Here is a 26,179-nt window from a genome sequence, read left to right on the forward strand (position 1 = left end):
GCCGGCGATCGTGTTCGCCCACCTATCTATTACGCCTCTTACGGCTCGCCAAAATTAACCTTTAATTAAAGTCTTAGTGCGCCGCTTTAGCCCCGAAGAAGTGCATGGCCATGCACGCGTTTAGTGCCGGAAAAGTCACGCTCAGCGCATCATCCCCGCGTGGCGAGTCTCTTCAGACCGCACTGAGCGACTCTTGCTTGTTCATCGATCTGAACCGGTTGCGATAATCGACCGGACTGATCTGCAGACGGCGCAGGAAGGTGCGGCGGAATTTGTCGGTGTCCTCGAAGCCGCATCGGTGTGCGATGACTCTCAGCGGCAAGTCCGTGGCTTCCAGGTAGCGCCGCGCGGCATCGATGCGCGCATTGGCGAGGTAAGTCATCGGCGTGATGCCGCAATCCTTGGCGAAGATGCGCGAGAGATTGCGCGCGCTCATATGCACGCGTTCCGCGAGCGACGCGACCGTATGATCCACATGCAGGTTATCCAGCATGAATTGCTGGACTTCGATAGTCTGCGAACCCGGCGAAGCCTGCGTTTCCAGCAGCGGGCTGAACTGCGACTGCCCGCCCGAGCGCCGCAGATAGACGATCAGATACTTGGCGACATCGAGCGCCATTTGCCGGCCGAAGTCGTCTTCGATCATCGCGAGCGAGAGGTCGATGCCCGCCGTGACACCGGCCGTCGTGTAGATGCTGCCGTCGCGAACGAAGATATGATCCGGCTCGATGCGCGCCTTCGGAAAAGTGCTGGCGAGCCGGGGCACGTCCATCCAGTGAGTCGTCACCAGTTTGTTGTCGAGCAGCCCCGCCGAGCCGAGGGCGAACAACCCGTTGCAGATAGCGGACACGCGGCGGCACTGCCGATGCTGCGCGCGCAGCCAGTTGCTCAGCGCCGGATCGTCGAAGGCGTCGAAGATGCCGAGCCCGCCCGGCACGATGATGGTGTCGAACTCCGGGCACGGATCGAAGATCGTACGATCCGGCACGGTAGTCAGGCCGCTCGACGATTGCACCGTGCCCCGCGTCGTGCCGACCATCATCATTTCGTACTCGCACTCGCCTGAACTCAGCACCTTGACTTCGGCGAACGCATCCTTCGGCCCGGCGATGTCGAGCAGCTGAAATCCAGGAAAGACGAGCATTCCGACCTTGATGCGTTTCATCGCGGATATCCGGATCCTCTGAGAACAGACTTGCTCATGGTCATGCCTCGACCCACGCGCGCAGCGCCGGGCAACGCCATGCGCTCCGCCGCCACGCCGAACGCAGCGCCGATGACCGTCCAGATGATCGCCTGCATGCCGATCGACGCCACCCGGAATTGCCACAGCAACGTGGCGGGAAACTCGGCGGGCACTTCGTCGATAGCCGGCAACAGCGCGAGCATCGCGGCGGCCATGATCGCGAAAGCCAGCAGACCGGCGAGCGTCGCGTTGGCATCGCCCCATTTGCGCGACAGGGCTTGGCGCAAAGCTATCGACAGCAGTGTAATGGCGACGGAAATCCCCATGCATAAAAAATAAAGCGCGGTGCGCACGCCGATGGTTTCCGCCGCGCCCACCGAAGGCGGATTCGCCGGATATTTCAGCGCCGGCAGCACCACCAGGGCGGCGAAAGCCGCGAGCGCAAGCCATGCTGCAAGCGGCCGCGCGCCCATGCTTCCCGCGCGTCCCCACGCATAGGCGAAGCACAACGCGAAGAGCCCACCGAATGCAGCGCCGTACGCGAGTACGCCCGTCAGCAAGCCCACGCCCGCTTGCGTTTCACGACTGACGATTTCAGGCTCGGGCGCATCGCCGGCGTGAGCGTGCTCGTGCGCTTCATGGGCCTCGAAAGCGATCGCGCGTTCGACTTGCGGCTCGCCCGCCACCCGCGCGAAGCAGAACGCCAGCAGTCCCGCGATGAGGCCCGCGAGCATGCCGCGCATCAACAGTTTGCCGACCATCGTCGTCTCCTCGTCAGTGGCAGGGGAAGCCCAACAGATGGCGTCCGTCATGCACGAACTCGTGAATGGCGGTGCCCTGAAAGACCGCGGTAGCACCCTGCTCCGCGCCGACGAAATACAGCGCCAGCAGCATCAGCAATCCGCCGAAGATCGTCCACGGCAGCAGTTCGCGCAGTGGAATCGGTTCGAACGTGTCAGTGGAATGCAGGACAGCTTGATTCATGAAGTACCTCCAAAAGAGTCGGAAAAATGTTAACGGCTGCGCGCCGCGACGATCGCTTCGATCTCGCGGCGCGACAGCACGCCGCTCGTCTCGACCACGTTCAGCAGCGCTTCGAGAAAACGCTCGTAGTAGTCCCAGCGCGGCTGATTCGCGCATTCGATTGCTTCCCACTTCGCGATGGACGCGATCAGGCTCTGGCGAAAGTCCTCCCACTCGAAACATCCCGCCTTCGATAGCGAGAGCGCGAGGCCGAACACATCGCGCTCCCAGCGATTGGTGAACAGCAGCTTGCCGTCGAGACGCGGCGGAGAATCTGGTGCGCCGAGCATCGACGCGGCAGCGTATTCTTCGAAACGCGTGAACATGGCACGCTCCTCAGGCTGCGGGCGCTTCGACGAGTGCGACGCCCATCATCGACTCGGGCGTAACGAGCGCGGCGAGTTCTTCCTCACTCAGATGCTCCGTGTTCGCGGGGCGCTCGGGCACCACGAACCAGCGAATCTGCGCGCTGCTGTCCCACACCTTCACCTCCTTCGTGGCAGGCACCTGTACGCCGAATTCCTGCAGGACGGCGCGCGGTTCGCGCACGCCGCGCGCGCGAAATACAGGGTCCTTGTACCAATACGGCGGCAGGCCGAGCACCGGCCACGGATAACACGAACACAGCGTGCAGATGATGAGGTTATGCACGTTCGCGTCGTTTGCGACCGCCGCCATATGCTCGCCTTCCGCGCCCGCCATGCCGAGCGGAAGCGAGAGTTCGGCGATCGCCTTCGGCGTGTCTTCGACGAGACGTCTCGCGTAGTCCGGATCGACCCATGCGCGCGCGACGATCTTCGCGCCGTTGAACGGGCCGGCCATCGTCTCGAAGTGCTTGAGCACGACATCGACGGAGTCGGTGGCAATCACGCCTTTTTCGATCAGCAAGGCTTCCAGCGCACGCACTTTGGCGGCGCTCGATGCTTCGCGGTCGCCGGAAAATTCGAAGAGTTGGCTCATGGGTTCGCTCGGGGTTGGCTTATGTTCGAGTTCAATCGGCGGCCTGCACGTAGGCTTCGTACAGGTCGGCGTAAATGGTCGTGTTCGGCTCGCTTTTGCCGGCGCCCCAGATCGACGCGGCGTCGAAGGCAACGCGATACACAGGCATCGGCGCGCCGATACCGTCCACGCCCGTCGAGACGAAATAGGAGAACGCGCCGGGATAGACGAGATCCACCACGCCGGTCTTGTTGCGCAAATACCCCGGCAAGCGCGTGTGGTCCACCGCTTCGGGATCGGCGATACGCACGGCATCGCCCGCTCGAAAGCGCGCCTCGCCGTCGAGCGCGTGATAGCCCGAGTCGCCGTGCTGCAAATAGGCGTCGATCTGCGCCGCGAGTTCGGCATTGGGGCGATCGGGTAAAGGCGCGTCCGGGTGCGCGCTGTAGTGGGCGGTTTTCTCAGCGAGTTCCTCCGCCGACACATACCCCTGATCGACGAAAAACTGCGCAATGCCGCCGAGCCATTTCTCGTAGTAGCGATACTTGAAGTACTCGAACGGCTGCATGTCTTCGGCGCCGGTGCGCAGCGAGGCCCAGGTCCAGTTGCTCTTGAAGGCGGTGGGCAGCGTATCGACCGGATAGCGATGCGGCGTGTCCGACAGATGCGCACTCTCCGCCATCATCACCGTATGAATGCCGAAGATGCGCTTCTCCCACGGCTCGACGAATACGCGCTTTTCAGTGCTGACCGGCCCCAAATTTTCGATGCCGCCGAGATGATGTTGCAGCTTCATGTTGTGCTCCGCTTGAATGGAAACGGTCTTATCCGAGCCGATGCTCGCGTCTGAATTGCAGGGCTTCGCCGACCACTTCCGAGACGAAGCCGAACACTGCGCCGGTAACGAGCGCGGCGGCCGCGACCAGCGCAGGATTGCCGATGCCCGCCGTGGTGATCGCCTTGCCCGTTGCGACCATCGTGCCGACCGTCGAGGCGAAGCCCCAGACGATCGCGGGCAACACATCGAGCAATTTGATCTTCGACGCCTGAACCATCGCCGCGCTGCCGATGCCAACCAGCACGGCCACCGCGATCGCGCCGCCGCTCGTCGTCGCAATGCAGAGCAAGGTAAGCGAAGCGATGACGAGTCCCGTGAGATTCGACGCCACGCTCTTGACGAAGCCCGCGCGCCCGCCGCCGAGCACGAAGAACGACGCCCACGCGATGAACGTCACCCAGACGGGAACCGGAAAGATCGTGCCGGTGAGCCATGTATCGACGACCGCCAATACGCCGATGCTCACCGTGTATGCCTCTGGCTTTTTCATGCGTAGCTCCTTGAAGAAGAAATGAATGAAGGCTTCAGTTCATGCAACTCAGAAGGCCGTCGCGCATTCGCGCGGCGTCGATGTTGCGGCCGATCATCACGAAACGGCTCTCTCGTGTTTCGTCGCGCATCCACGCACGGCCGAACGTGGTGTCGAGCAACATATGCACGCTATGGAAATGCAGGCGTCGCGGTTCGTCGTGCATGTTGAGCACGCCTTTCATGCGCAGAAGTTGTGTGCCTTGCGTTTGCACGATCTGATTGATCCAGCGGTTGAAACGCGTCGCATCGATGCCGCCGGGCACCACGATCGCGCATGATGCAATGCTGTCGTCGTGTTCGTGATCGTGGCCGTCTTCGTCGAGCAGATTCGGCTCGATGGCGAGCAGGTTGTCGACCGAAAAGCTCCGCGTGCCGAAAAGCGCATGGGCGTCGATCCTCGAACGCTGCGCGTACTCGATGCGTGCAGTGGGATTGAGCCGGCGAATCCCGGCGACGAGCGCATCGACGGCATCGGTCGAAACGAGATCGGTCTTGTTGATGACGATGCGGTCCGCGAACACCACTTGCTCCCGCGCGATGTCGTCATGTAGCTGGGACTGCGCGTGCATTGCATCGACCACGGCGACGACCGATTCCAGTTCCACGCGCTCGCGCACGTCGGGATCGGCGAGAAAGGTCTGCAGCACCGGCGCGGGATCGGCGAGGCCCGACGTTTCGATGATGAGACGCGCGAGGCGATCGCCGAAGCGCATCAACATGTCGCGCACGCTGGCGACGAGATCGGTGCGGACCGTGCAGCAGACGCAGCCGTTGTTGATCTCGATCACGGCGCGTTCATCGGCGACGATCAACTGCCCGTCGATACCGACTTCGCCGAATTCGTTCACGACGATGCCGATCTGCATCGGCCGCGTGGATTCGAGCAGGTGATTCACGAGCGTGGTCTTGCCGGCTCCAAGGAAACCGGTAATGACAGTGGCAGGCACTTTGGCGGGTCGCATGAGGGTTATCCTTCGCGTGCGTCGATTAGGAACGCCTACCCTTTAGCGGCTTCCGTTCCGATTTCCCGCGCTTGGCCGCCATCGGGCGATACTTGGCGCGGCGTGCATGAGCGCATGTCCGTTCTGTTCCGAAGCGACACGGACGGACAAAAACGCACGTAAGGCGACGAAACACATTGGTGCGCGACGCGCATCGCCGAAGTGCAGGCGATGCCCTCTTCTCGCCCGCCGATACGAACGGACGCGACCCGGCATTCCCTTGGCGAGGGTTTCGTGAACGTTATGGATGGATGGACAGGCCGCTCGCTTCAGTCATGCAAGCGATGCGCGCGTGCGCGCCGGATTGACAGGGGAGATAACGAGGTCTTGAATCGCGTCGATCAACGCTTCTTGTAGTTCTTGAACACTTCCTTGCGGATCGAACCGTGTACGCCCCAATTCGCGTCGACCACCTGCGTCACGCCGAAGTCCGCCGCTACCGACATCAGCGCAATGGCTTCGTCTTCGCTCAAGCCGTGCACCGTCATCAGCAAGCGGCGCAGCTTGCGAAAGGCATCGCGCATGGCTTTGTCGAGGCTCGCATGCTGCGCCACTTCCACTTGCGCGTTCGTCCCGAGTTCGGCCAGATAGTTGGGGAACGTGAAGCCGTACACCGACCATTGCTGATCCGTTTCGAGCAGCGGATGCGTGAGCCCTTCGAGGAGCGTGCCTTCGAGATCCGCTTTCTTGTGCAGGATGAATTCGAAGTCCCCCGTCAACGATGTTTCGATAGCGGTGCCGCCCAGTTCGCTGTCGCCCTGCGCGGCATGCGGGTCGCCCACCGAGAAAAGCGCGCCTTCGACCGCGACCGGGTAATACATGGTCGCGCCCCGGCCGATGCGCCAGTCGTCGATGTTGCCGCCCGTGTAGCTCGGCGGAATCGAACTGACATAGTCCGCTTCGGCGGGCGCGACGCCCATGGTGCCGAAATGCAGTCGCGCCGGCACGCGGATATCCGGCAAGATGTTTTCGCGCTTCGTCACGAGCCGGTGATCCACCTGCACGCCGGGATAATCGATCGTCGCGTGCACGATGCCATCCGGGTCGGTCTGCGGCGTCCACACATAGTTGTAGACCGCGCGCGCATACGGCTCGCCGGAAGTATCGAGTTCGAAGATGGTCACCACTTCGCGCGGCTTCGGCTCCTCGATCAGATCGTGATACTGAAAGCCCCACGACGCGGCCACGTTCGAGCCGAAGCACTTGCCTGCATGACACGCGCTGCAACTCGGCCGCGGCCTGACGTCGAGGATGCGCACTTCGAGCACGTCCCCGGGTTCGGCGCCTTCGATTGCCACCGGACCGGTGAGCAGATGCACGCCCACGCCTTCGCCAGCGCCGAGGCGGAACGGTCCTTCGGTCGGACCCGCGCCGCGCCGCGAAACGGCCTTGTGCTCGCGCGTCCATTCGAACACGCTCTGCGCGCCCGGATCGCCCGCGATCATGCGCTCGTGGTCGTCGTTCGCGTGATGCGTCAGCGTTTCGATGGTGGCGCGGTCGCCCGACTTGAGCGTGAGGCGCGGTTCTACCCGTTTGCTGAAGTATCCCCAATGCACGGTGGATGATGAAACGGGCAGCGTGTAATGCTTCATTGATTCGTCCTCGGCGAGTGGCTGTGTTATCGATGCGATTCAGTGCACGGTTTCAAGCGTGCTGCCCGCGCCCATCACGTTGAGAAAGCGCGCCGTCAACGGATGATGCGGCCGCGTCAAGACCTGATGCGCGGGTCCGTCCTCCACGACGCTGCCGCCGCTCAGGAACACGACGCGGTCGGCCACTTCATCGGCGAAGCGCAACTGATGCGTCGAAATGATCATCGTCAGGCCATCGTCGAGCGCGAGGCGGCGGATCACTTCGAGCACTTCGCCCGCGAGTTCCGGATCGAGCGCGGAAGTCGGCTCGTCGAGCAGCAGCACGCGCGGATTCGGCGCGAGCGCACGCGCAATCGCCACGCGTTGTTGCTGGCCGCCCGACAGATGACGCGGCAACGCATCGGCGCGATGCGCGAGGCCTACGCGTTCGAGCAGGGCATCCGCGCGTCGGTTGGCATCGGCGAGCGTCGCGCCGTGCACCCAGACGAGCGGCAATGCAATGTTCTCGCGCGCCGTCAGATGGCCGAAAAGATTGAACTGCTGGAACACCATGGCGACGCCGAGACTCGCGCGCTCCTTCGCAAGCTCGCGCGGATTCATGCGCCGCCCGTCATCGCGAAAGCCCAGGCGCCGTCCGCCCACGCGTATCTCGCCTTGTTCCCACTGTTCCAGATGATTGATGCAGCGAAGCAGCGTGCTCTTGCCCGAGCCGCTCGGTCCGAGCAACGCGACGACTTCGCCCGAGCGGATGTCGAGATCGAAGCCATTGAGCACCGGCTGCTCGCCGTAGCGCTTGTGTACGCCATTGATCTGCACGGCGGTGCCGTTGCGAGACAGCGCGTCGTAGCGGCGTGCGCGGTCGCCGGGTGTCACGCGAGCCGGGACGAAGACCGGCGGCAGATCGGTCGGGCCTGCGGGCTTCGTCGATACGGGCGTGCTCCGGCGTCGTCCCCAGAAGCCGCCGCGCGAGCTGGCGCGGTCCAGATCGAGCGCGCGTTCGATCATCAGCTGAATGGCGGCGATCGCGCCCGTCAGACACAAATACAAGAGACCCGACGCAAAGAAGATCGAAAAGAAGTCGAACGTCGACGAAGCAAGCTGCGTGCTGCGCAAGGTCAGCTCGCCCACCGAGATGACCGAAGCCAGCGAAGAGTTCTTCAACGCGCTGACGGTTTCGTTGCCGAGCGCGGGAATCATCGAGCGAAGGGCCTGCGGCGCGATGATCCGGCGCATCAGCACGGAAGGCGTCATGCCGAGCGCCTGCCCCGCGAGCGTCTGTCCGCGATCCACGCCGAGCACGCCCGAGCGGAATATCTCCGCGATGAACGGCGCTTCGTTCGCGGCGAGCGCGAGGCCCGCCGCGCCGATGGCGCTCAGCTTGATGCCGATATGCGGCAGGGCGTCGTAGGCGAACACGAGTTGCAGAATCAGCGGCGTGCCGCGAAAAATCACCGTATAGCCGCGCGCGATGGCCGCGAGCGGTCCGATTCGGCTCAGTTGCATGGCGGCAAGGACGAGTCCCAGCACGAGCCCGCCCGCGAGTCCGAGCAAGGTGACGGTGATCGTGAAGCGGATGCCGTCGAGCAGATAAGGCAGGCCGAGATAGTGAAGGAACAGGTCCATATGCCGATGCTTCCGCGCTTACTTGGCAACGACAAGTTGCGGCGTCGCGAGATTCTCGACGCCGAGGCCCCACTTCTTCAGCAGTTCGGACTGCGCGCCGCTCTTCTGAATGGCGACGAGCGCGGCCATCACGGCATCGCGGAAATCGGGCTTGTCCTTCGGCACGCCGATGCCCACGAAGTACGGCAAGGTCACGGCGGTCGCTTTCTCCAGCTTGTCCGGATACGCCTTCACCGCCTGGTCGACCGTGTTCACGTCGTTGATGTACGTATCCGCGCGGCCCGCGAGAATGGCCTGGATGCAGTTGGCGTTGTTGTCGTAGAGCTGCACGGTGGCTTCGGGCTTGCCGGCCGCCTTGCATTGCGGCGCCAGTGCCTGAATCAGCGGCACTTCCACATAGCCCGTGTTTTCGGCGGCGGTCGTACCGCACATCGACGTGTTGATGCCGGTGATCTTCTTCGGATTGCCCTTGGCGACGAGTACGCCGTCGAACACCTTCGAGTACGTGATGAAGTCGGCGGCCTTGGCGCGCTCCTCGGTCGCGTAGATATCGGAGATGACGATATCGGCCTGACCGCTCTGCAAGGTCGTGAGCAGCGCGGCGAAGGTCACGGGCTTGTAGGCCATCGTGAAGCCGAGGCATTGCGCGATCAACTCGCCCAGATCGATATCGAAGCCGATGTACTTGCTCGGATCGTTCGGGTCGAGCGCTTCATAGCCCGGCGTATGCGGATTGATCGCATTGGTGAGTGTCTTGCCCTTGAACTGCGGGTACTTCGCCTGCAACGCGCTGCATTCGGCGGGCGCGGCGGCGTGCGCCTGTCCCGCGAAGGCGAACAACACCGCGCACAGCGCGCCAAGTCCTGCGCGAGATAAACGGCCCATGAGATTCCTTTGCATCGATACGCTCCTGACGGCTGATGACGATTGACTTGCGATGCCCAGAGCGTAGGCGACCGAAATCCCGCGAACTTGACTGGCTGCGCACAACTGCTGGTATTGGCGTGCACGCTCGTCCAAGAACGCATGAGGCCGCGCGTCGCGTGATGCGCGCAAGTGCAGGCGTGCGCCGCGATGGCGCATGTATGCACTGTCTTCGATACGCGATGCACCCGCCGCCGTAAGCATCGCGATGGCGCGAAGGTTGCTTTTGAAAAGCGCTTGCTGCTTCGCCTATCGTGGAGTTTTCGTTGAATCTGTCGCGCTTCACTACCGAGTCGTATCCCGAGTTCGAGCGCCGGCATGAATGGAACGCGGCGCTCGCACGTCTCGGATGGCGCGGCAAGATCGAAGGCGGCGAACGCGGTTTGCACGGCACGCTGACATCGCGCGTATCGGCGGGCGGGATCGAGTTCACGACCATCGCCTCGGCCGCGCAGACGCTGCAGATGAGCGCGGATCACGCGGACAGTCTCATGCTCGTGCTGCTGATCGATGGCGACGCCACGCTCGTCGCCGATGGTCTGCGCGAGCGCGTGAGCCCGCATGACATGGTCTATGCCGCGCCGGGCCAGAGCGCATCGCTGGTTTTCGCGGGACGCTTTCGCGCGTTCATCGTGCGGGCGCCCAGGAGCGCCATCAACGCGCGTCTCATTTCGCCGCTCTCGCTGCGCGTGGCCTTGTTGCCGGGCGCGACGGGCATCGGCCACATCTTCTCGGGCTTTCTGCGTTCGGTCGTGGAAAGCCTCGAAACGCTGAGCGCGGAGGAGTTGCGTCCCACCGAACTCGCGCTCGCCGAAATGCTCGTGGCCTGTCTCGCCGGACAGGAACGCAAAGGTTCGTTCAACGGGCTGACGCCGCCGCAGTCGGCGTTGTTCGCGCGACTGTGCCGCTTCATCGAAACGCATCTCGCCGATTCGACCCTGAGCGTGGCCTCGCTCGCCAAAGACGAACGCGTGTCGCCGCGTTACGTGCAGAAGCTGTTCGAACTCGCCGGACAGAGTTTCTCGACGTATGTGCGCTCGCGCCGCCTCGAACGCTGCCGCGCGGAACTGGCCGATCCGCTCTCGGAGAAAGTCTCCATATCCGACATCTGCTTTCGCTGGGGCTTCAACGATCCGGCGCACTTCAGCCGCGTGTTCCGCGAGCGTTATGGCGCATCGCCGCGCACGTTCCGGCACGAAGCGAACCTGGAACTCGCGCGCCATCTCGTGCATTCGCTATCGCGCGGGCTGCCGGTGAACGCCGCGAGTCTGATCGCGCAGGCGCGCAGTGAAGAGACGGGCGACACGCTCGTCGCCGCGCGCGACGAAAGCGATGCCGTGCAAGCGCGGCCCGCGCGGACGGGCGGCAGGCCGCGGCATCATTTGCTGCGCGCAACGGCGAACACGGTGCACTGGGGCTATTTCAGCCACGATCTCAAGCCCGTGCTCGAAGTCGCGAGCGGCGATACGGTGACGGTCGAAGCGCTCACGCAGCATGCGTCGGATGACTGGGACCGCATGATCGCGGGCGATCCCGGCGCGGAGAGCGTGTTCCACTGGACAGCCGAACGCAAGAACGTGGACCGTCGCGGCGCGGGCCCGATGAACGCCTCCATCTATGGACGCGGCGCGGGCGAAGGCTTCGGCGTGCATATCTGCACCGGGCCGATTGCGGTGACAGGCGCGGAACCGGGCGATGTCCTGGAAGTGCGCATCGTCGATATTCATCCTCGCCGCTGCAGGAACCCGAAGTTCCACGGCCGCGCGTTCGGCAGCAACGTCGCGGCGTGGTGGGGCTTTCATTATCGCGAACTGCTCACCGAACCGAAGCCGCGCGAAGTCGTGACCATCTACGAGATCCACACGGACGAAGCGCGCGACGACAGCGCCTATGCGCGCGCCGTCTACAACTACCGCTGGACGCCGCAGCGCGATCCTTTCGGCGTGCTGCATCCGATCATCGATTATCCGGGCGTGCCGGTGGATCACGCGAGCGTCGTCGAGAATCACGACGTGCTGAAGAACGTGACCATTCCCGTGCGACCGCACTTCGGCGTGATCGGCGTGGCGCCGCAGCAGAACGGTCTGATCGATTCGATTCCGCCTTCGGCCTTCGGCGGCAATCTCGACAACTGGCGCGTCGGTCCGGGTGCGAGCGTGTTTCTGCCGGTCGGCGTGGCCGGGGCGCTCTTGTCGATCGGCGACCCGCACGCGTCGCAGGGCGATTCCGAGTTGTGCGGCACGGCCATCGAATGCTCGCTCACCGGCGACTTCGAACTGATCCTGCACAAGAAGCACACGCTTGCCTCGCAGTCGTTCGCGGACCTCACGTATCCGCTCGTCGAAACCGCCGATGAATGGGTGCTGCACGGCTTCAGCCATCCCGACTATCTGGCCGAGTTCGGCACCAGCGCGCAAAGCGAGGTCTATCAGAAGTCCACGCTGGATCAGGCCATGCGCGATGCCTTCATCAAGACGCGGCGGTTTCTGATGTCCACCAAGGGACTCACCGAAGACGAAGCCATCTCGCTGATGTCGGTGGCTGTGGACTTCGGCGTCACGCAAGTCGTCGATGGCAACTGGGGCGTGCACGCGATCATCCGCAAGGCGTTGTTCACGGATTGAGCGCGGTCCCGCGCTTCGTGCAGGCCGGGCTTCTGCCCGCGTTCATCTGACCTCTACACGGTTACGCCCCGCCGCCTTCGCGTGATACAACGCCCGGTCCGCGCGGCGCATGAGCGCATCCACGTCGCGCTCGCCGGGCTCGCGTGTCACCACGCCGATGCTCACGGTGAAAGGAATCGCCTTGACGCGCCAGACATGCTCGACATCCTGCCGCTCCAGACGCTGGCGCAAGGCGTCCGCGATCCGCGGCGCGGCACTCGCGTCCGCGCCCGGCAGCGCCGCGACGAACTCCTCGCCGCCCCAGCGCGCGAACAGCATGGATTCGAGCGGGATCGACTTTCCGACATTCGCGAGCACGCGCAGCACTTCATCGCCGATATCGTGGCCGTAGTTATCGTTGATCGCCTTGAAGAAATCGATGTCGAGAATGAAGACGGACAGGATCTCGTCGGTCGCGAGCAGCTTTTCGACGAAGTCGATGAACTCGCGTCGGTTCGGCAGACCGGTGAGCGCATCGGTGACGGCCTGTTGCTTCAGCAGTTCCATGAGCCGCGCGCGCTCGGTGATGTCGCGAATGACCGCGGTGAACTCGACCATGCCGCCCACGTCGATCTTGGAGATGGCGATTTCCACCGGAATGATGGTGCCGTCGCGATGCCGCCCGAAAACGCTGTTGCTTTCGTCCATGCGCGGCGCGGTCATCGCGCGCAGGTTCGTCATCGGCGAATTCGCGAACTGCCGCACGTTGTCCGCGTGATGCGCACGCGCGCGCTCCGGCAGCAACATCTCGATGCGCCTCCCGAGCGCTTCTGCCGATGTATAGCCGAACAGATTCTCGGCGGCCCGATTGAACAGCGTGATCTCGTGCCGCTCGTCGATGCTCACGATCGCGTCGTACGCCGAGTCCACGACCGCGCGAAAGCGCGACGCGTCGAATTCGACTTCGCGCGTGAGCGGCCTCTTCGACGTATCGTCGATGCACGAAATCATGACTTCGTGCACGGCTTCGAGCGCGCCCGGCCCCCTGAGCGGTTCGAGCGTGAGACGCCACGAACGCGCGCCGTCGATGAATCGATGCGTGTGCGTCTGGCCGTCGAAGCACGCCTTCAACTTTTCGATGAGGATCGGATGCGCCTCGGCCGGCATCATGGCATCGACCGCGAGGGGAAGCGCGGGCGTGTCCGCTCGCGAGGCGTCCGTCATGCGCATGAACGCGTCGTTGCAGGTCCTGACGATCAGACCGCCGCGCGCATCGCGGCCCACGATAGCCACGCCGATCGTTGCGCCTTCCGTAATCTCCCGCGATGTGTTGGGCAACCCCGACATACTCCTATCCTGCCGCGCCGTCGTCCGGCACCGATAATCATCCACTTGCGTCGCTGACGCCACCATGCGTTTGTTATCGGCAGCGTGGGCAAAGGCTTGAGGGCGAAGCGTCCGAGCGCGATTCACCGCAGCGCAGCTTGTTGCGGCCGGCTCGAAGACGAACGCAACGGCGAGACCCTCGTATCAGCGCATCGGCTGACGCTCCTACCCGTCGATCAACGCCGCCAATTCCTCCGGAGCGCCGGAGGGAAACGATGCTTTGAGGTGGTTCAGGAAAGCGGACACGCGCGCGCTCAGAAAGCGCCTTGAAGGGTAAAGCGCCCACAGCGCGATGTCGGACCCGTCCAGCTCGCCCCACTGTGAAAGTCGACCGGCGGCGATATCGCGGCTGACGAGCGACAGCGGCAGGCACGCGATCCCAACGCCAAGCCGGACCGTGTCGCGCACCATGACGAGCGATGACAGTGTGGCGAATGGCTCGACGAATATGCGCTTTCTCCCCTCGGCGCCGGTGACATCCCAGAACGACGTTTGATCGGCCGCTCCACGGATGACTGCCGGCACGCGCGCTTTTCCCTCGGGCGGCTCCAGTCCGGGCTTCGCCACGACGACGAGCCGGTCGTGCAGGATGATCCGTCCAACCAGATTCTCGTCGGGAGCCGGGTTGACCCGTATAACCAGGTCATAACCTTCTTCGATCATGTCGACCGGGCGATCTTCCGTCGTGACTTCCAATCGAACCTCCGGCCACTTCAGCGCGAACGAGGCGACCAGTTTTCCCATGGCGATTTGCGAGAAAAGCGCGGGTGCGCTGATTCGCAAGCGGCCGCGAGGCTGCTCGCTGCTCGATGCTATCGCTGCGGCACTGGCGCTGAGCTCGGCGAGAAGCGCACCGGTGCGCTCATAGAGTGCCAGTCCTTCCTGCGTGAGCTTTACGCCTCGCGGTCCCCGTTCGAGAAGCCGGATTTGAAGGTCGCTTTCGAGTTCGCTCACCCTTCGCGAAAGCGTCGCCTTCGGACGACCCGCGGCGCGAGCCGCCTCGCCGAAGCTTCCGTAACGAGCGACGAGGTTGAAATCAGCAAGTGCAAGAAGATCCATTCGTGCTATTCCAGCGTTCCATTGGTGAGACACGTCGTCTCTTTATAGCATCTTCCGGACCAGATTTGGATCACGTACCTTTGAGCCATCCCAACCACGCCCAAGGAGCAACACCATGACTATTCTCGTTACCGGCGCCACCGGCCGTGTCGGCCGCCAGGTCGTCGACCAGCTCGTGCGTCGCAATGCCGACGTGCGCGTACTCGTGCGGGATCCGTCGAAGGCCGACTTTCCCAGCGCCGTGAGTGTCGTGCAGGGCGAAATGCTCGACATCGACTCACTTCGCCGCGCGTTCGCCGGCGTGCGCACATTGTTCTTGCTCAACGCGGTCTCGGGCGATGAATTCACGCAGGCGCTGATCGCGCTGAATATCGCCCGCAAGTCCGGCGTCGAACGCGTCGTGTATCTGTCGGTGATGCACGCAGAGCGCTTCGTCAATGTGCCGCATTTCGCCGTCAAGTCCGGTGCGGAGCATATGATCGAGGCGATGGGCTTCAGCGCCACTATCCTGCGGCCCGCGTACTTCATGGATAACGAACTGATGATCAAGGACGTGGTCATCGAGCACGGCGTCTACCCGATGCCTATCGGAACGAAGGGCGTCGCAATGGTGAACACCCGCGACATTGCGGAGGTCGCGGCCCTCGAACTGATCCGTCGGGACGAGGCGGCCGCTCACCTTCCACTGGAGGTCATCAACCTTGTCGGGCCTGACACGCTGACCGGCCCCCAACTCGCCGCCATCTGGACCGACGTGCTCGGTCGTCCCGTTGGCTACGGTGGCGACGACCCGACTGGCTTCGAGCAGAATCTGGCGAGCTTCATGCCAAAGTGGATGGCGTACGAGATGCGCCTGATGGCCGAGCGTTACGTCAGCGACGGGATGGTGCCCGAACTCGGCGATGCCGAGCGCCTTGTCGGCATTTTGGGCCGTCCCCTGCACGCCTATCGCGACTTCGCCGCCGATCTGGCAGAGGGGCAATCGCAGCGCACCATTTGATTGCCGTGAAAAGCCCGCTCGCTCAACCCAGTTGACGAATCGACCGTTCGACGCGAATGCCGTGCCGCTTCATCTTTGCGTAGAGCGCGGGCTTCGACACTTGCAGGAGCTTCGCGCAATGCGTCACATTGAGGTGGCACGCCTTCAACGCACTTTCGATGGCGAGGCGCTCCGCCTCCTTCAGCGACACCGGCTCGCCATGATGCTCGGCCGACCCATCGCGCGCCGGCGAAACCGATGCGCCGCCCAAAAACGCCGATACATCCGCGACAGGCTCGCCTTCGTTGAAGTTGACGATCTTCTCGACGAGATTCTCGATTTCGCGCACATTGCCCGGCCAGTCATGCGCTTCGAGTTGCCGCAGTGCCCGCTCCGCGATTTCGGGCCTCGGCTTGTGCATGCGCGCGCAATATCGATCGAGGAAGAACGCGGCCATCGCGCGAATGTCCTCGCGACGCTCGCGCAGCGGCGCGATCATAATCTCGATGACATTGCAGCGATAGTACAGATCCTCGCGAAACGTCTTCGCGAGCACCATCGAAGCGAGATCGCGATTGCTCGCGCAGATGATGCGCACGTCGACGGGAATGCCGCGCGTGTCGCCGATGCGCGTGACTTCGCGCTCCTGCAGCACGCGCAAGAGTTTCGCCTGCACGTCGATGGGCAACTCCGAGATTTCGTCGAGGAACACCGTGCCGCCGTCCGCCGATTCGAACTTGCCCGGACGGCCTTCCCGCGCCGCCCCGGTAAAGCTGCCGGGCGCGTGGCCGAAGAGCTCGCTTTCGATCAGCGCATGGGGCAGCGCCGCGCAATTGATCGCGATGAACGGCAGCGCGGCGCGCGCGCTCGCATTGTGGATCGCCTGCGCGAACACTTCCTTGCCGACGCCGCTTTCGCCGGACAACAACACGTTCGACGCGCCGCGCGCCGCCTTTTTCGCTGCATCGACCGCGCGCTTGAGGCCCGCGTTGGAGCCGATCACGTTGTCGAAGGTAAAGCGCGCGTGATTGCCCGCGTAGCGCCCCGCCATCTTGCGCACGCGCCGCATCTCGCGAAACGTGTTCACCACCGACACGACTTCGCCGCAACGATTCTTGATCGGGATAGCGGTATCGAGCAGGTGCAAGTGGCGCGCGGGCGAATCGATGATGAGCTCGCGATCGACGTAACCCACACCTGTCCGATAGATCGGCCCGACGATCGGCTCGAAATCGATCACTTCGTTCAGCGTCTTGCCGATGCTCGTCCGCGGATCGATGCCCAGAATGCGTCCCGCGACCGAATTGACGTGGCGCAACACTTGGCCCTGTCCGATGACCATCAGCCCATCGCCGATATGATCGATGATCGCGCGCTGTTCCTCGACGAGCGTGTCGTAGGCGGCCAGGTCGAACGCGCTTTGCAGCAGCACGTCGAGCGTCGCGCCGAGCAGCGTGATCCAGGGCGCGGGGGTCGCTTCATTCGCCGCTTCATTCGCCGCCTTCCGCCAGCGCAACGCGACGAGAAAAACCCGGCGGCCATGCGCATCGACACGCAGCGCGAACGCCTGCGCGATCGATGCATCGGCGTCCTGCAGCGCCAGCGTCACGCAGCGGCCGTCCGATGAAACGGTGGCGGCTTCGGCGAGCGCGGCGAGCCCCGACGAAGGACAGCGCGCGAGGAAGGCATCGAGCGCGGCATCGCCAATGTGCGCGAGCGGTTCGAGCACATGGCCACTGCGATCGAGCGTGAAGATGCACGCGCCGGCCTCGCGCGCGGCCAGGCGGCGCGCATCGCGCCATCTGGGCGACGCGAGCGCGCTCTCGAGTGTGGCGATGCTGGGATCGAGCGCGACGGTGGCCATATCTACCTGCGATGCGGTGGGTCAACGGCTTCGAATGTAACAGGACAAAATCCCGCCGCCCCGCGCATCGCGGCATCGTGCGCTCAGTCCTTCTGTGCGATCGCCGTGAGCGCCCCGCTGTTCAGCCGGTACACCGTGACAGGCGCATCGATCCAGTCGCCGTTGGAATCGAACTTGACGGGGCCCAGAATGCTGTCGAACGACTGATCGCGCAGCACTTTCACGAATACCTCCGGTTTCGCCGATCCCGCCTTGCGCATCGCATCCGCGACGACGAGCGTCGCCGCATAGAACGCGGGCGCGTAGGTATCGACATCGGCGCTGAACGCATTCCTGAACTTCGCGCGGAAGGTCTTGCCCTCGGGCAGCGTGTCGAGCGGCGCGCCGCCTTGCGCGCAGAACATGCGCTTGTCCGCGACGCCCGCCGAGAGCTTGTCGAATTCGGGCGAACAGATGCCGTCGCCGCCGACGAGCGTCGCGCTCAGGCCGAGCTCGCTCATTTGCCGCGCGAGCGTCGCGGCCTGCGCGTAATAGCCGCCGTAGAACACGACCTGCGGATTGCGCGATTTGATCTGCGTGAGAATGGCCTTGAAGTCGGTCGCCTTGTCGGTGCTGTACTCGCGCGCGACGATCTGCAAGCCTTCCTTCTGCGCGGTCTTGATGAACACGTCCGCGACGCCCGTGCCGTAGGCGGTGCGGTCGTCGATGACGGCGGCGCGTTGCGCGCCCAGCACCTTCGACGCATAGACCGCCATGCGCCCGCCCATCACGTTGTCGTTGGTGGCGAGGCGGAACACGTACGGATAGCCGAGATGCGTGAGATCCGGGTTCGACGAGGCGCCCGTCATCATCACGACTTTGGCGTCGTTGTAAATGCGCGCCGCCGGAATGCTCACGCCCGAGTTGTAATGGCCGATGACCGCCGACACGCCATCGTCGACGAGCTTCTGAGCGACGTTCACGCCGACCTTCGGATCGCCCTGATCGTCCATCGAAATCAGCTCGAATTTCACCGGCTTGCCGGCGATCGCGAAGCCCTTCGCGTTCAATTCGTCGATGGCGAGCCGCACGCCCCGCTCGTCGTCCTTGCCGCTCGACGCCGCACTGCCGGTCAGCGGGCCGGCCACGCCGATCTTCACGACTTCCTGCGCATGCGCCGCGCCGCATAGCATCGCCGCGCATGCAATGAACGTGATTGCCGTCTTCATCGGTTTCATCGTGATTCTCCCGTCGCAGTGAGTGTCAGATTCTCAAGAAGGTCCCGTACCGGCGACAAGGTGTCGAACTCGAAATCCGGGCGCGGCTGCCACGCGCCGAGCGTGTCCGCGCCGCGATTGATCCATGCGACCGCCATGCCGAGCGGCTTCGCGCCGTCGATGTCGGCCCAGCTCGCGAGCGAGCAGTGCAACACGTCATGCGCCGGCAGCGCGAGGCGGTCGAGCGCCAGCCTGAAGATCGCCTCGGACGGCTTGTACGCCTGCGCCATCTCGGCCGTCGTCACATGCTCGAAGTAGCGGGTGAGCTGCGTGCGCCGCCACAGGTCGCTGTCCATGTTGGTGATCGGCATCAGCGGATAGCGCGACGCCGCCCAGTCGAGAAACGGCTCGGCGTCCTCATGCGCGGGCGACGCCTCGACGAGATGCGCGAGAAACAGGTCGGTCAGCTCGTCCAGCGCGTGGCCCTTGCGCGCGCCGGGCCAGCGCGCATCGAGCACGGCGGCGAGCGCCTCGCCCGCCACGTCGCGGTAACGCGCATACGCCTGCCCGCGATACAGCCGCACATTGCGAATATCCCAGTCGAGATAGATGTCGAACATCGCGTCGCCGGTCTCGATCGACAGACGCCGCAACACTTCCGCGATGCCGAGCGTGCCGCCGCGATCCACATCGACGAGCGTGCCGAAGTAATCGAACGTCAGGGCTTTGGGGTTCATTGCGCGCGCTCCTTTCTCGTGGCGAACTGCTTGACGCGTTCGGCGGCGTCGGGATCGGCGAAGGCGTCGATCGTCGCGTCGAACTCGAGTTCGAGACTCCGTGCGAGCGATTCGCTCAATTGCGTGGTGACGAGGCGCTTCAGCCGCGCGATGGATCCCGGCGATTGCTCCGCGATGCGCGAGGCCAGCGCGATCGACGTATCGAGCATGGCGTCGCGTGGCACGACGCGATTGACGAGTCCCATCGACATCAGCGATTGCGCGCTTTGCCGCTCGCCGAGCAGCCACAATTCCATTGCGCGTTGATGGCCGAGCGCCTGCGGCAGCAAATGCGTGACGCCGCCCGTGACGAACTGGCCCCACGCCATCTCCGGAAAGAACGCGACGAGATCGTCGGACGCCACGACCATGTCGCAATTGAGCATCCATTCGAAGCCGCCGCCGACGGCAAAGCCATGCACCGCGCCGACGACGGGCTTCGCGTTGAACATCAGATCGCGCGTGATGCGCTGAATGCGCTCGATATGCAGACGAATGCTTGCGTCAGTCGCGCTCTGCTCGCCGAACTCCTTAAGATCGTCGCCCGCGCAGAACGCGCGGCCCGCGCCCGTCAGCACGATGACGCGGCACGAGGCGTCGTCGTTCGCTTCTTGCAGCGCCTCGTGCAGATCGTCGAGCAGCGCGCCGCCGATCGCGTTCATGCGCTCCGGGCGGTCGAGCGTCACCACCCGAAGCGGTCCTTCCGTGCGTGTCCTGACGTAGCTCATGCGGGCTCCCTGTCGATCCAGCGTGTCTTGCCTTCGGTGCGCGGAAAGTGCTCGAACGGGACGATGGTCACAGCCGCGCTCGCGCCGATGCGTTCGCGCACGGCCGCCTCGATGCGCGCGGCGGCATCGTTCCAGCGTGCGACGGGCAAGCCGTTCGCGGCCTCGACCGTCATCGCGATGCGGTCGTATGGCCCCGGCCCTTTGAGCACGATGCGAAACATGCCCGACGCCCATTGCGGCAACGCCTCGACCGCGAGCCGCACCGCGCCCGGGAACACGTTGACGCCACGCACGTTGAACATGTCGTCGGTGCGGCCCGTCACGCGAAAGCGCCAGGCGCTGCGGCCATCGGGGCCGGCGTCGGTGGCCGTCACCGTGACGACGTCGCGCGTGCGATAACGCACGAGCGGCTGGCACTGCTTGCGCAGATGCGTGCAGACGAGTTCGCCCGTCGTGCCGGCTTCGATCGGCAGACGCGCGAGCGTGTGCGGATCGATGATCTCGGCGAACACCACGTCCGCCGCGTGATACAGCAGATCGGTCGTCCAGTCCGTTTGCCCGCCGAGAATGCTCAGCACTTCCGAAAGGCCGAAGTTCGCATTGCGCACCGCGAAGCCCCACTTCTCCTCCATCGCGGCGCGCAACTCCGGATTGTCGAGACCGGCCTCGCCGCCGAAAAGCCCGAGCTTCAGCCCGAGATCGCGCGGCGCGGGGCCGCCGGTCTCGCGCAGCACCTGCTCGATCAGCGCCGGATAAGACGGCGTGCACGAAATCGCGTCGATGCCGAGATTCAGGATCGAATCGATCAGAAGCCGCGTGTTGCCGACGCCGAACGGCACGACGGTCGCGCCGGCGGCTTCGAGAATCGTGTGATCGGTGAAGCCGCCCGTCCACATGCAGTAGTTGAGGCAGTGCACGACGCGATGCTCCGGGCGCAGTCCCGCCGCCCACATCGAGCGCGCGCCGACGCGGGCGATATCCGCGGCATCGCGCGCGCTGTTGGCGAGGATCAGCGGCCGTCCCGTCGTCCCCGACGTACGATGCAGCCGCGCGATGCCGCTCTCCGTGCACGCGACGTAATCGCCATACGGCGACGCGTTCTCCTGGCTTACGCGCAAGTCGTCCTTCTCGGTGAAGGGCATCTCCTGCAGCGTGTCGAGCGTGATGTCGTCGCGGCCGGCCCAGCGCTCGAGCTTCGTGCGATAGAACGCGGACATCGCGCGCAGATACGGCCAGTGAGACGCCCATAACGCATCCTGATGACGCCGCACTTCGTCGAGCGGGAGCGTCTCGAACGCTTCGTCGAAGTAGACGCCGTGCGCCGGCGAGTGAACTGCTACGTTCATGTGTGGTCCTTTGTCGTGTTGGCGTTATTCGGCGCGGCGGCGTTTGGCGGCGCGTGCTTCGATCGCGGACCGCTCGACGATCGCCCGCGCGTGGCTCGCGGTGCCGATCGGCCCGCCCGCATCGGTGGCGACGATGTCGAACCAGTACAGCGCGCCGTCGATGTCGCGGAAGGTCGCGGTCGCGGATACTTCGGCGCCGAGCGGCGTCGGCGCGAGATGGTTGAGATGCGTCGTCACGCCGACGGACAGTTGCCCGTCACCGATGGCGTCGCGCAGCACATCGGCAGAAGCGCGCTCGATCAGCGACAGGAGCGCGGGCGTGGACAGCACGTCGGGGTAGCGCTCGTCCGCGTCGCGCGCGTGGGCGGATGCGAGATCCGCGGAAGTGACGGTGTGGGTGAGCGTGGCGGCTCGGCCTCGTTCGATCATGTGCGGCTCCGGGTTGTGTAGCCGCCAATAAGGCAAGGTCCGGGCCATATGGGCCGAAGCCCCGTCGGGCGGGGCTTCGGGCGATTTTGCGAGACGTCGGAACGGCGGACCGTTAAGATTCTTGACGTTTCGATTCGCTACGGACGTCTTGGCGGCTGATGCGGCAGTCGCTGCACGGTGATGAGCGTGCGCTGGCCTCGACATCCATCACGGATGAAACCGGGGCGAGTTCCGCATGAAGTCAGACCTCAGCAACAACCCGTCCGAAGGCCTCCCGCACGGCGTCGCAAAACGCGTCGGCCACAACGGGAACGGGCCGGGAGGCATTCGTCACGATATAAAAATGATCGTGCACGGCAGGCGCGAAACGCTTCACCGCCACACGTTGCCGTGCGTAGGCCGCCGTCACCGGGTCGATGAGCGCGACTCCCGCTCGATTGGCGACCAGCGCCACGATCGCTTGCGATAACTGCGCCTCGATCACGAGATTGCGTGTCACGCCCGCTTCCACGAAGACGCGGTCGATCGCGGCGCGGGCGTCGAAGCTGTGCGGGAACGAAACGAAGGGCTCGCCGCGCAGGTCGTCGGGACTCAACGATGCACGGCGCGCCAGGCGATGCCCGCGCGGCACGATACATCGCATCACCGCGTTCGGAAGCCGCTCGCTCTTCACGGCCGGATGCGGGATAGCCTCGGCGGTCAGGCCCACGTCGCACTGGCCGGACGCAACCTTGTCGACCACCGTCGTCGCACTGTGCGCGAGCAGACTCACGTCGATGCCCGGATGCTGCTCGACGAAACGCGCGATCACCGCCGGCAGCAGATCGAGCGCGACGGCGGGCGACCCTGCCACGCGCAGCGAACCGCGTCGCATCGCGCGAATCTGGTGGGCCGCCTGCGTGATCCGGTCCAGTCCGACGAACGCGCGCTCCACTTCCTCGAACAGCACGCGCGCTTCGGCCGTGGGCGCAAGCCTCCCCTGCTGCCGTTCGAACAGCACGAAGCCGACGCGGCTTTCGAGATCGGCGATAAGACGGCTCACCGCGGGCTGCGAGATATGCAGCGACTCGGCGGCGCGCGTGACGGTGTGTCGAAGCATGACCGCGCGAAACGCTTCGATCTGCCGGATTTTGAGCTCGGACATTTCCATAACATTGAATTATAGATGACCGATCATTCGGCATTTGACGGGCGTTTTTTATCCGCCGAAAGTTGCGTCTCGATACATCAATGCAGGCACAAAGCGCAATTCATGCACGTCGATCTCGCCCATAACACATGCTGCCGGTTCGATATCGTGGTCGCGGGCGGCGGACTCGTCGGCATGGCGATCGCCTACGGGCTCGCGCGTGCGGGCCGGCGCGTTGCCGTGTGCGACGGAGCCGACTCCGCGCATCGCGCGGCGCGCGGCAATTTCGGCCTTGTCTGGGTGCAGGGCAAAGGCGGACGATGCCTGCCGTATGCGCAATGGTCGCGCGAGTCGTCGGAGCGCTGGAGCGCTTTCGCCGCGCAATTGAAGCGCGAAACGGGCATCGACGCCGGATTCGAACGGCCCGGCGGCATAGAGTTGTGCGAGACGGCCGAGCAGCTCGAAGCCGGCCGGCAGCTGCTCCAATCGATTCATGCGCAGGACGCATCGCTCGACTACGAAGTGCTCGACATCGACGCGCTCAAGGCGCGTGTGCCTTCGGCATCGGACGAACTTGCGGGCGCGCTCTATTCGCCGCACGATGGCCACGCGAGCCCGCTCTACACGCTGCGCGCCATGCAGCAGGCCTTTGCGTCGCACGGCGGCACGTATCTTCCGCATAGCGAGGTGCGCGAGATTCGCCCTCGCGCGGGCCGCTTCGAGATCGACACGACGCACGGCATGCTGCAAGCCGGACGCGTCGTGCTCGCCGCGGGTCTCGACAACAAGCGCCTCGCGCCGATGGTCGGCATGAACGCGCCGATCACGCCTCTGCGCGGTCAGATCATGGTGACCGAGCGGCTCGCGCCGTTTCTCGACTATCCGACGCTGGTCGTGCGGCAGACGCGCGAAGGCTCCGTGCTCCTCGGCGACTCCGCCGAGCAGGTCGGCTTCGACGACGGCCAGACACGCGCCGTCATGGCCGATATCGCCCGGCGCGCACGCACCGCGTTTCCGGCACTCGCGCATGCGCGCATCGTGCGGGCATGGGGCGCGTTGCGCATCATGACGCCGGACGGACTGCCGGTCTACGAGGAATCGGCGGCGCATCCCGGCGCGTTCCTCGCCATTTGTCATAGCGGCGTGACGCTCGCCGCCGCGCACGCGGACGTCATCGCACCGTGGATCGCGGGCGGCGCACGGCCCGCGATTCTTCATCCTTTCGTCGCCACGCGCTTTTCGAATTAGACATGCCCACGCACTTCGAATCCCTCGCCACGCTGTCGACGCCGCTGGTGTGCATCGACATCGACGGCGCGCATCGGCAGGTGCCGACGCATTACACGGTCTCGGCGGCGCTGCTGGAAAGCGGCACGCTGGCGTGCCGGAACACGCCGGTCAGCGGCGCACCGCGCGGACCGTTCTGCATGATGGGCGTGTGCTTCGACTGTCTGGTCGAAATCGACGGCGTGCCGAACGTGCAGGCGTGCATGACGCGCGTGCGCGAAGGCATGCGTGTGCGTCCGATGTCCGGCAAGGCGAGACTCGCATGACACGGCATCCGGCACAGTCGAAGTGCGATCTGCTGATCATCGGCGCCGGGCCTGCGGGCATGTCGGCGGCGATCGTCGCGCGCCGCGCGGGCCTCGATGTGATCGTCGCGGACGAAGGCGAAGCGCCCGGCGGACAGATCTATCGCAACGCGTCGCGGTCTCCGCTCGCGGATGCATCCGTGCTCGGCGACGACTATCTCGCGGGACGCGCGCTGATCGACGCTTTCGAGGCCAGCGGCGCGACCCATCTCGCGCGCTGCGTCGTATGGCAGATCGAGTCCGGAAACGGCCGCGCCGTCGCCATGCTCACGCGCCGCGCGCACGACGGCGAGCCCGGCGGCACGCTCGACGTTTCGGCGCGCGCGGTGCTCGTCGCGACCGGCGCGCAGGAGCGTCCGTGGCCCGTGCGCGGCTGGACCTTGCCGGGCGTGATGGGCGTCGGCGCGGCGCAGACGCTGCTGAAGTCGTCCGGATTGGCGCCCTCGCAAGACGCCGTGCTCGCCGGCTGCGGACCGCTCTTGTGGCTGTTCGCATCGCAATTGCTGAATGCGGGACGCCGTGTGCGGGCCATCATCGACACGACACCGCGCGATGCCTGGCGCGCCGCGCTGCCTCATGCGCTCCCCGCACTCGCCGGCGCCGACTATCTGCTCAAGGGTCTGCGCATGATGCGCGCGGTCAAGCGCGCGGGCATCCCGGTGCATCGCCGTGCTGGCGCTTTTTCGATCGAAGGCGAAGGACGGGTCGAACGCGTGCGTTTCGTCGATGAACAAGGCGCGTCCCGATCGATCGGCACGTCGCTCGTGCTGCTGCATCAGGGCGTGATTCCGTCGACGCAACTGTCGCGCGCGCTCGCTTGCGAGCACGAATGGGATGCGCCGTCGGCCTGCTGGCGGCCTCGCACCGATGCGCGCGGGCGCAGCAGCGTGAAGAACGTGTGGATCGCGGGCGATGGCGCGGGCATCGGCGGGGCGAAGGCCGCCGCGCACGCGGGCACGCTTGCGGCGCTCGATATCGCGCGCGAACTCGGCGCGCTCGATGCGCCAGCCCGCGATGCACGCAGCCGTCCTGCGCGGCTTGCGATGAAACGCCATCTCGCCGTGCGTCCGCTGCTCGATGCGCTCTACGCGCCGCCCGCCGCGCTGCGCCGTCCCGCCGACGACGTAATCGTGTGCCGGTGCGAGGAAGTCACCGCGGGCGAGATTCGCGCGATCGCGGCGCTGGGCTGCCAGGGACCCAATCAGATGAAGGCATTCTCACGCTGCGGCATGGGCCCGTGTCAGGGCCGATGGTGCGGCACGACGGTCGGCGAACTGATCGCGCAGGTGCAGGAGCGCGCGGTCGGCGATGTCGGTTACTACCGCATCCGCGCGCCGATCAAGCCGGTCACGGTCGATGAAATCGCCGAGTCCATCGCGCTCGACGACGACTTCGCACGCGGCGAATTTCCCAGTTGAATCCATCCACGACAGAC

At 64.8% G+C, this 26,179-nt stretch carries 25 protein-coding genes; 5 read left to right on the top strand and 20 right to left on the bottom strand.

Annotation, left to right across the window (positions count from 1 at the left end):
* Positions 1 to 172: 172 nt before the first annotated feature.
* From QCE58_RS30160 to QCE58_RS30210, 11 genes are all read right to left on the bottom strand, one after another.
* Positions 173 to 1,165, bottom strand: coding sequence for a GlxA family transcriptional regulator (locus tag QCE58_RS30160; protein ID WP_008345598.1), 993 nt, complete (start codon positions 1,163 to 1,165; stop codon positions 173 to 175).
* Positions 1,162 to 1,947, bottom strand: a complete 786-nt coding sequence (locus tag QCE58_RS30165) for a CbtA family protein (RefSeq protein ID WP_250458400.1) — start codon at positions 1,945 to 1,947, stop codon at positions 1,162 to 1,164. Before QCE58_RS30165 ends, QCE58_RS30160 begins: the two co-directional genes overlap by 4 nt.
* 13 nt (positions 1,948 to 1,960) lie before the next feature.
* Positions 1,961 to 2,170 carry a CbtB domain-containing protein gene (locus QCE58_RS30170; protein ID WP_008345603.1) on the bottom strand — a complete coding sequence of 70 codons (210 nt, stop codon included), beginning with the start codon at positions 2,168 to 2,170 and terminating at the stop codon, positions 1,961 to 1,963.
* A gap of 29 nt (positions 2,171 to 2,199) precedes the next feature.
* Positions 2,200 to 2,535 carry a nitrile hydratase accessory protein gene (locus QCE58_RS30175; protein WP_061119069.1) on the bottom strand — a complete coding sequence of 112 codons (336 nt, stop codon included), beginning with the start codon at positions 2,533 to 2,535 and terminating at the stop codon, positions 2,200 to 2,202.
* Positions 2,536 to 2,545: 10 nt separating this feature from the next.
* The gene (gene nthA, locus QCE58_RS30180) at positions 2,546 to 3,169 is read right to left on the bottom strand and encodes a nitrile hydratase subunit alpha (protein WP_008345607.1); all 624 of its coding nucleotides are present in this window, start codon (positions 3,167 to 3,169) and stop codon (positions 2,546 to 2,548) included.
* A gap of 31 nt (positions 3,170 to 3,200) precedes the next feature.
* Positions 3,201 to 3,944 carry a nitrile hydratase subunit beta gene (gene nthB, locus QCE58_RS30185; RefSeq protein ID WP_250522720.1) on the bottom strand — a complete coding sequence of 248 codons (744 nt, stop codon included), beginning with the start codon at positions 3,942 to 3,944 and terminating at the stop codon, positions 3,201 to 3,203.
* 28 nt (positions 3,945 to 3,972) lie between these two features.
* Complete coding sequence (locus tag QCE58_RS30190; RefSeq protein WP_008345611.1) at positions 3,973 to 4,476, bottom strand: DUF1097 domain-containing protein; 504 nt, start codon at positions 4,474 to 4,476, stop codon at positions 3,973 to 3,975.
* A 34-nt stretch (positions 4,477 to 4,510) separates the two neighbouring features.
* Entirely contained in the window at positions 4,511 to 5,479 is a 969-nt protein-coding gene (locus QCE58_RS30195) for a GTP-binding protein (RefSeq protein ID WP_250522719.1), read from the bottom strand.
* 380 nt (positions 5,480 to 5,859) lie between these two features.
* Complete coding sequence (locus tag QCE58_RS30200) at positions 5,860 to 7,110, bottom strand: acetamidase/formamidase family protein (RefSeq protein ID WP_008345615.1); 1,251 nt, start codon at positions 7,108 to 7,110, stop codon at positions 5,860 to 5,862.
* 39 nt (positions 7,111 to 7,149) lie between these two features.
* On the bottom strand, positions 7,150 to 8,733 hold the full coding sequence (locus QCE58_RS30205) for an amino acid ABC transporter permease/ATP-binding protein (RefSeq protein ID WP_250522718.1): 1,584 nt from the start codon (positions 8,731 to 8,733) through the stop codon (positions 7,150 to 7,152).
* An 18-nt stretch (positions 8,734 to 8,751) separates the two neighbouring features.
* Positions 8,752 to 9,633, bottom strand: coding sequence for an ABC transporter substrate-binding protein (locus tag QCE58_RS30210; protein WP_250504493.1), 882 nt, complete (start codon positions 9,631 to 9,633; stop codon positions 8,752 to 8,754).
* Between the two features lie 290 nt (positions 9,634 to 9,923).
* Between QCE58_RS30210 and QCE58_RS30215 the strand changes: the two genes are divergently transcribed.
* A complete protein-coding gene (locus QCE58_RS30215; RefSeq protein ID WP_250522717.1) occupies positions 9,924 to 12,281 on the top strand; it encodes an acetamidase/formamidase family protein in 2,358 nt (785 codons plus the stop codon).
* Positions 12,282 to 12,323: 42 nt separating this feature from the next.
* Here QCE58_RS30215 and QCE58_RS30220 read toward each other — a convergent pair whose 3' ends face one another.
* On the bottom strand, positions 12,324 to 13,607 hold the full coding sequence (locus QCE58_RS30220; protein WP_250522716.1) for a sensor domain-containing diguanylate cyclase: 1,284 nt from the start codon (positions 13,605 to 13,607) through the stop codon (positions 12,324 to 12,326).
* A 204-nt stretch (positions 13,608 to 13,811) separates the two neighbouring features.
* Positions 13,812 to 14,705, bottom strand: a complete 894-nt coding sequence (locus QCE58_RS30225; protein WP_175982140.1) for a LysR family transcriptional regulator — start codon at positions 14,703 to 14,705, stop codon at positions 13,812 to 13,814.
* Between the two features lie 115 nt (positions 14,706 to 14,820).
* On the opposite strand from QCE58_RS30225, the gene QCE58_RS30230 reads away from it, so the two are divergent.
* Positions 14,821 to 15,705 carry an SDR family oxidoreductase gene (locus QCE58_RS30230; RefSeq protein WP_250522715.1) on the top strand — a complete coding sequence of 295 codons (885 nt, stop codon included), beginning with the start codon at positions 14,821 to 14,823 and terminating at the stop codon, positions 15,703 to 15,705.
* A 22-nt stretch (positions 15,706 to 15,727) separates the two neighbouring features.
* Here the strand turns inward: QCE58_RS30230 and QCE58_RS30235 are convergent, their stop codons facing one another.
* From QCE58_RS30235 to QCE58_RS30265, 7 genes are all read right to left on the bottom strand, one after another.
* Positions 15,728 to 17,548 (bottom strand): sigma-54-dependent Fis family transcriptional regulator, encoded by a 1,821-nt coding sequence (locus QCE58_RS30235; protein WP_250522714.1) that lies wholly within the window; start codon positions 17,546 to 17,548, stop codon positions 15,728 to 15,730.
* 83 nt (positions 17,549 to 17,631) lie between these two features.
* The gene (locus QCE58_RS30240) at positions 17,632 to 18,765 is read right to left on the bottom strand and encodes a branched-chain amino acid ABC transporter substrate-binding protein (protein WP_250522713.1); all 1,134 of its coding nucleotides are present in this window, start codon (positions 18,763 to 18,765) and stop codon (positions 17,632 to 17,634) included.
* On the bottom strand, positions 18,762 to 19,481 hold the full coding sequence (locus tag QCE58_RS30245) for an HAD family hydrolase (protein ID WP_008345631.1): 720 nt from the start codon (positions 19,479 to 19,481) through the stop codon (positions 18,762 to 18,764). The genes QCE58_RS30240 and QCE58_RS30245 overlap by 4 nt, the downstream gene beginning before the upstream one ends.
* Positions 19,478 to 20,248, bottom strand: a complete 771-nt coding sequence (locus QCE58_RS30250; RefSeq protein WP_033535650.1) for an enoyl-CoA hydratase/isomerase family protein — start codon at positions 20,246 to 20,248, stop codon at positions 19,478 to 19,480. The genes QCE58_RS30245 and QCE58_RS30250 overlap by 4 nt, the downstream gene beginning before the upstream one ends.
* The gene (locus QCE58_RS30255) at positions 20,245 to 21,594 is read right to left on the bottom strand and encodes a phenylacetate--CoA ligase family protein (RefSeq protein WP_250522712.1); all 1,350 of its coding nucleotides are present in this window, start codon (positions 21,592 to 21,594) and stop codon (positions 20,245 to 20,247) included. The genes QCE58_RS30250 and QCE58_RS30255 overlap by 4 nt, the downstream gene beginning before the upstream one ends.
* Before the next feature lie 24 nt (positions 21,595 to 21,618).
* Positions 21,619 to 22,023, bottom strand: coding sequence for a thioesterase family protein (locus QCE58_RS30260; protein WP_008345636.1), 405 nt, complete (start codon positions 22,021 to 22,023; stop codon positions 21,619 to 21,621).
* A 241-nt stretch (positions 22,024 to 22,264) separates the two neighbouring features.
* Positions 22,265 to 23,173: a LysR substrate-binding domain-containing protein gene (locus tag QCE58_RS30265; protein WP_175982147.1), complete on the bottom strand. Its 909-nt coding sequence runs from the start codon at positions 23,171 to 23,173 to the stop codon at positions 22,265 to 22,267.
* Between the two features lie 102 nt (positions 23,174 to 23,275).
* On the opposite strand from QCE58_RS30265, the gene QCE58_RS30270 reads away from it, so the two are divergent.
* Genes QCE58_RS30270 through QCE58_RS30280 form a run of 3 tightly spaced genes read left to right on the top strand, consistent with a single transcriptional unit; the run spans position 23,276 to position 26,162 of the window.
* Positions 23,276 to 24,400 carry an FAD-binding oxidoreductase gene (locus tag QCE58_RS30270; RefSeq protein ID WP_250522711.1) on the top strand — a complete coding sequence of 375 codons (1,125 nt, stop codon included), beginning with the start codon at positions 23,276 to 23,278 and terminating at the stop codon, positions 24,398 to 24,400.
* Between the two features lie 2 nt (positions 24,401 to 24,402).
* Positions 24,403 to 24,705, top strand: a complete 303-nt coding sequence (locus QCE58_RS30275) for a (2Fe-2S)-binding protein (protein WP_250522710.1) — start codon at positions 24,403 to 24,405, stop codon at positions 24,703 to 24,705.
* Positions 24,702 to 26,162: an NAD(P)/FAD-dependent oxidoreductase gene (locus QCE58_RS30280; protein WP_250522709.1), complete on the top strand. Its 1,461-nt coding sequence runs from the start codon at positions 24,702 to 24,704 to the stop codon at positions 26,160 to 26,162. The genes QCE58_RS30275 and QCE58_RS30280 overlap by 4 nt, the downstream gene beginning before the upstream one ends.
* The last annotated feature ends 17 nt before the right edge of the window (positions 26,163 to 26,179 follow it).

Source organism: Caballeronia sp. LZ028, assembly GCF_031451415.1.
Classification (GTDB): Bacteria; Pseudomonadota; Gammaproteobacteria; order Burkholderiales; family Burkholderiaceae; genus Caballeronia; species Caballeronia zhejiangensis.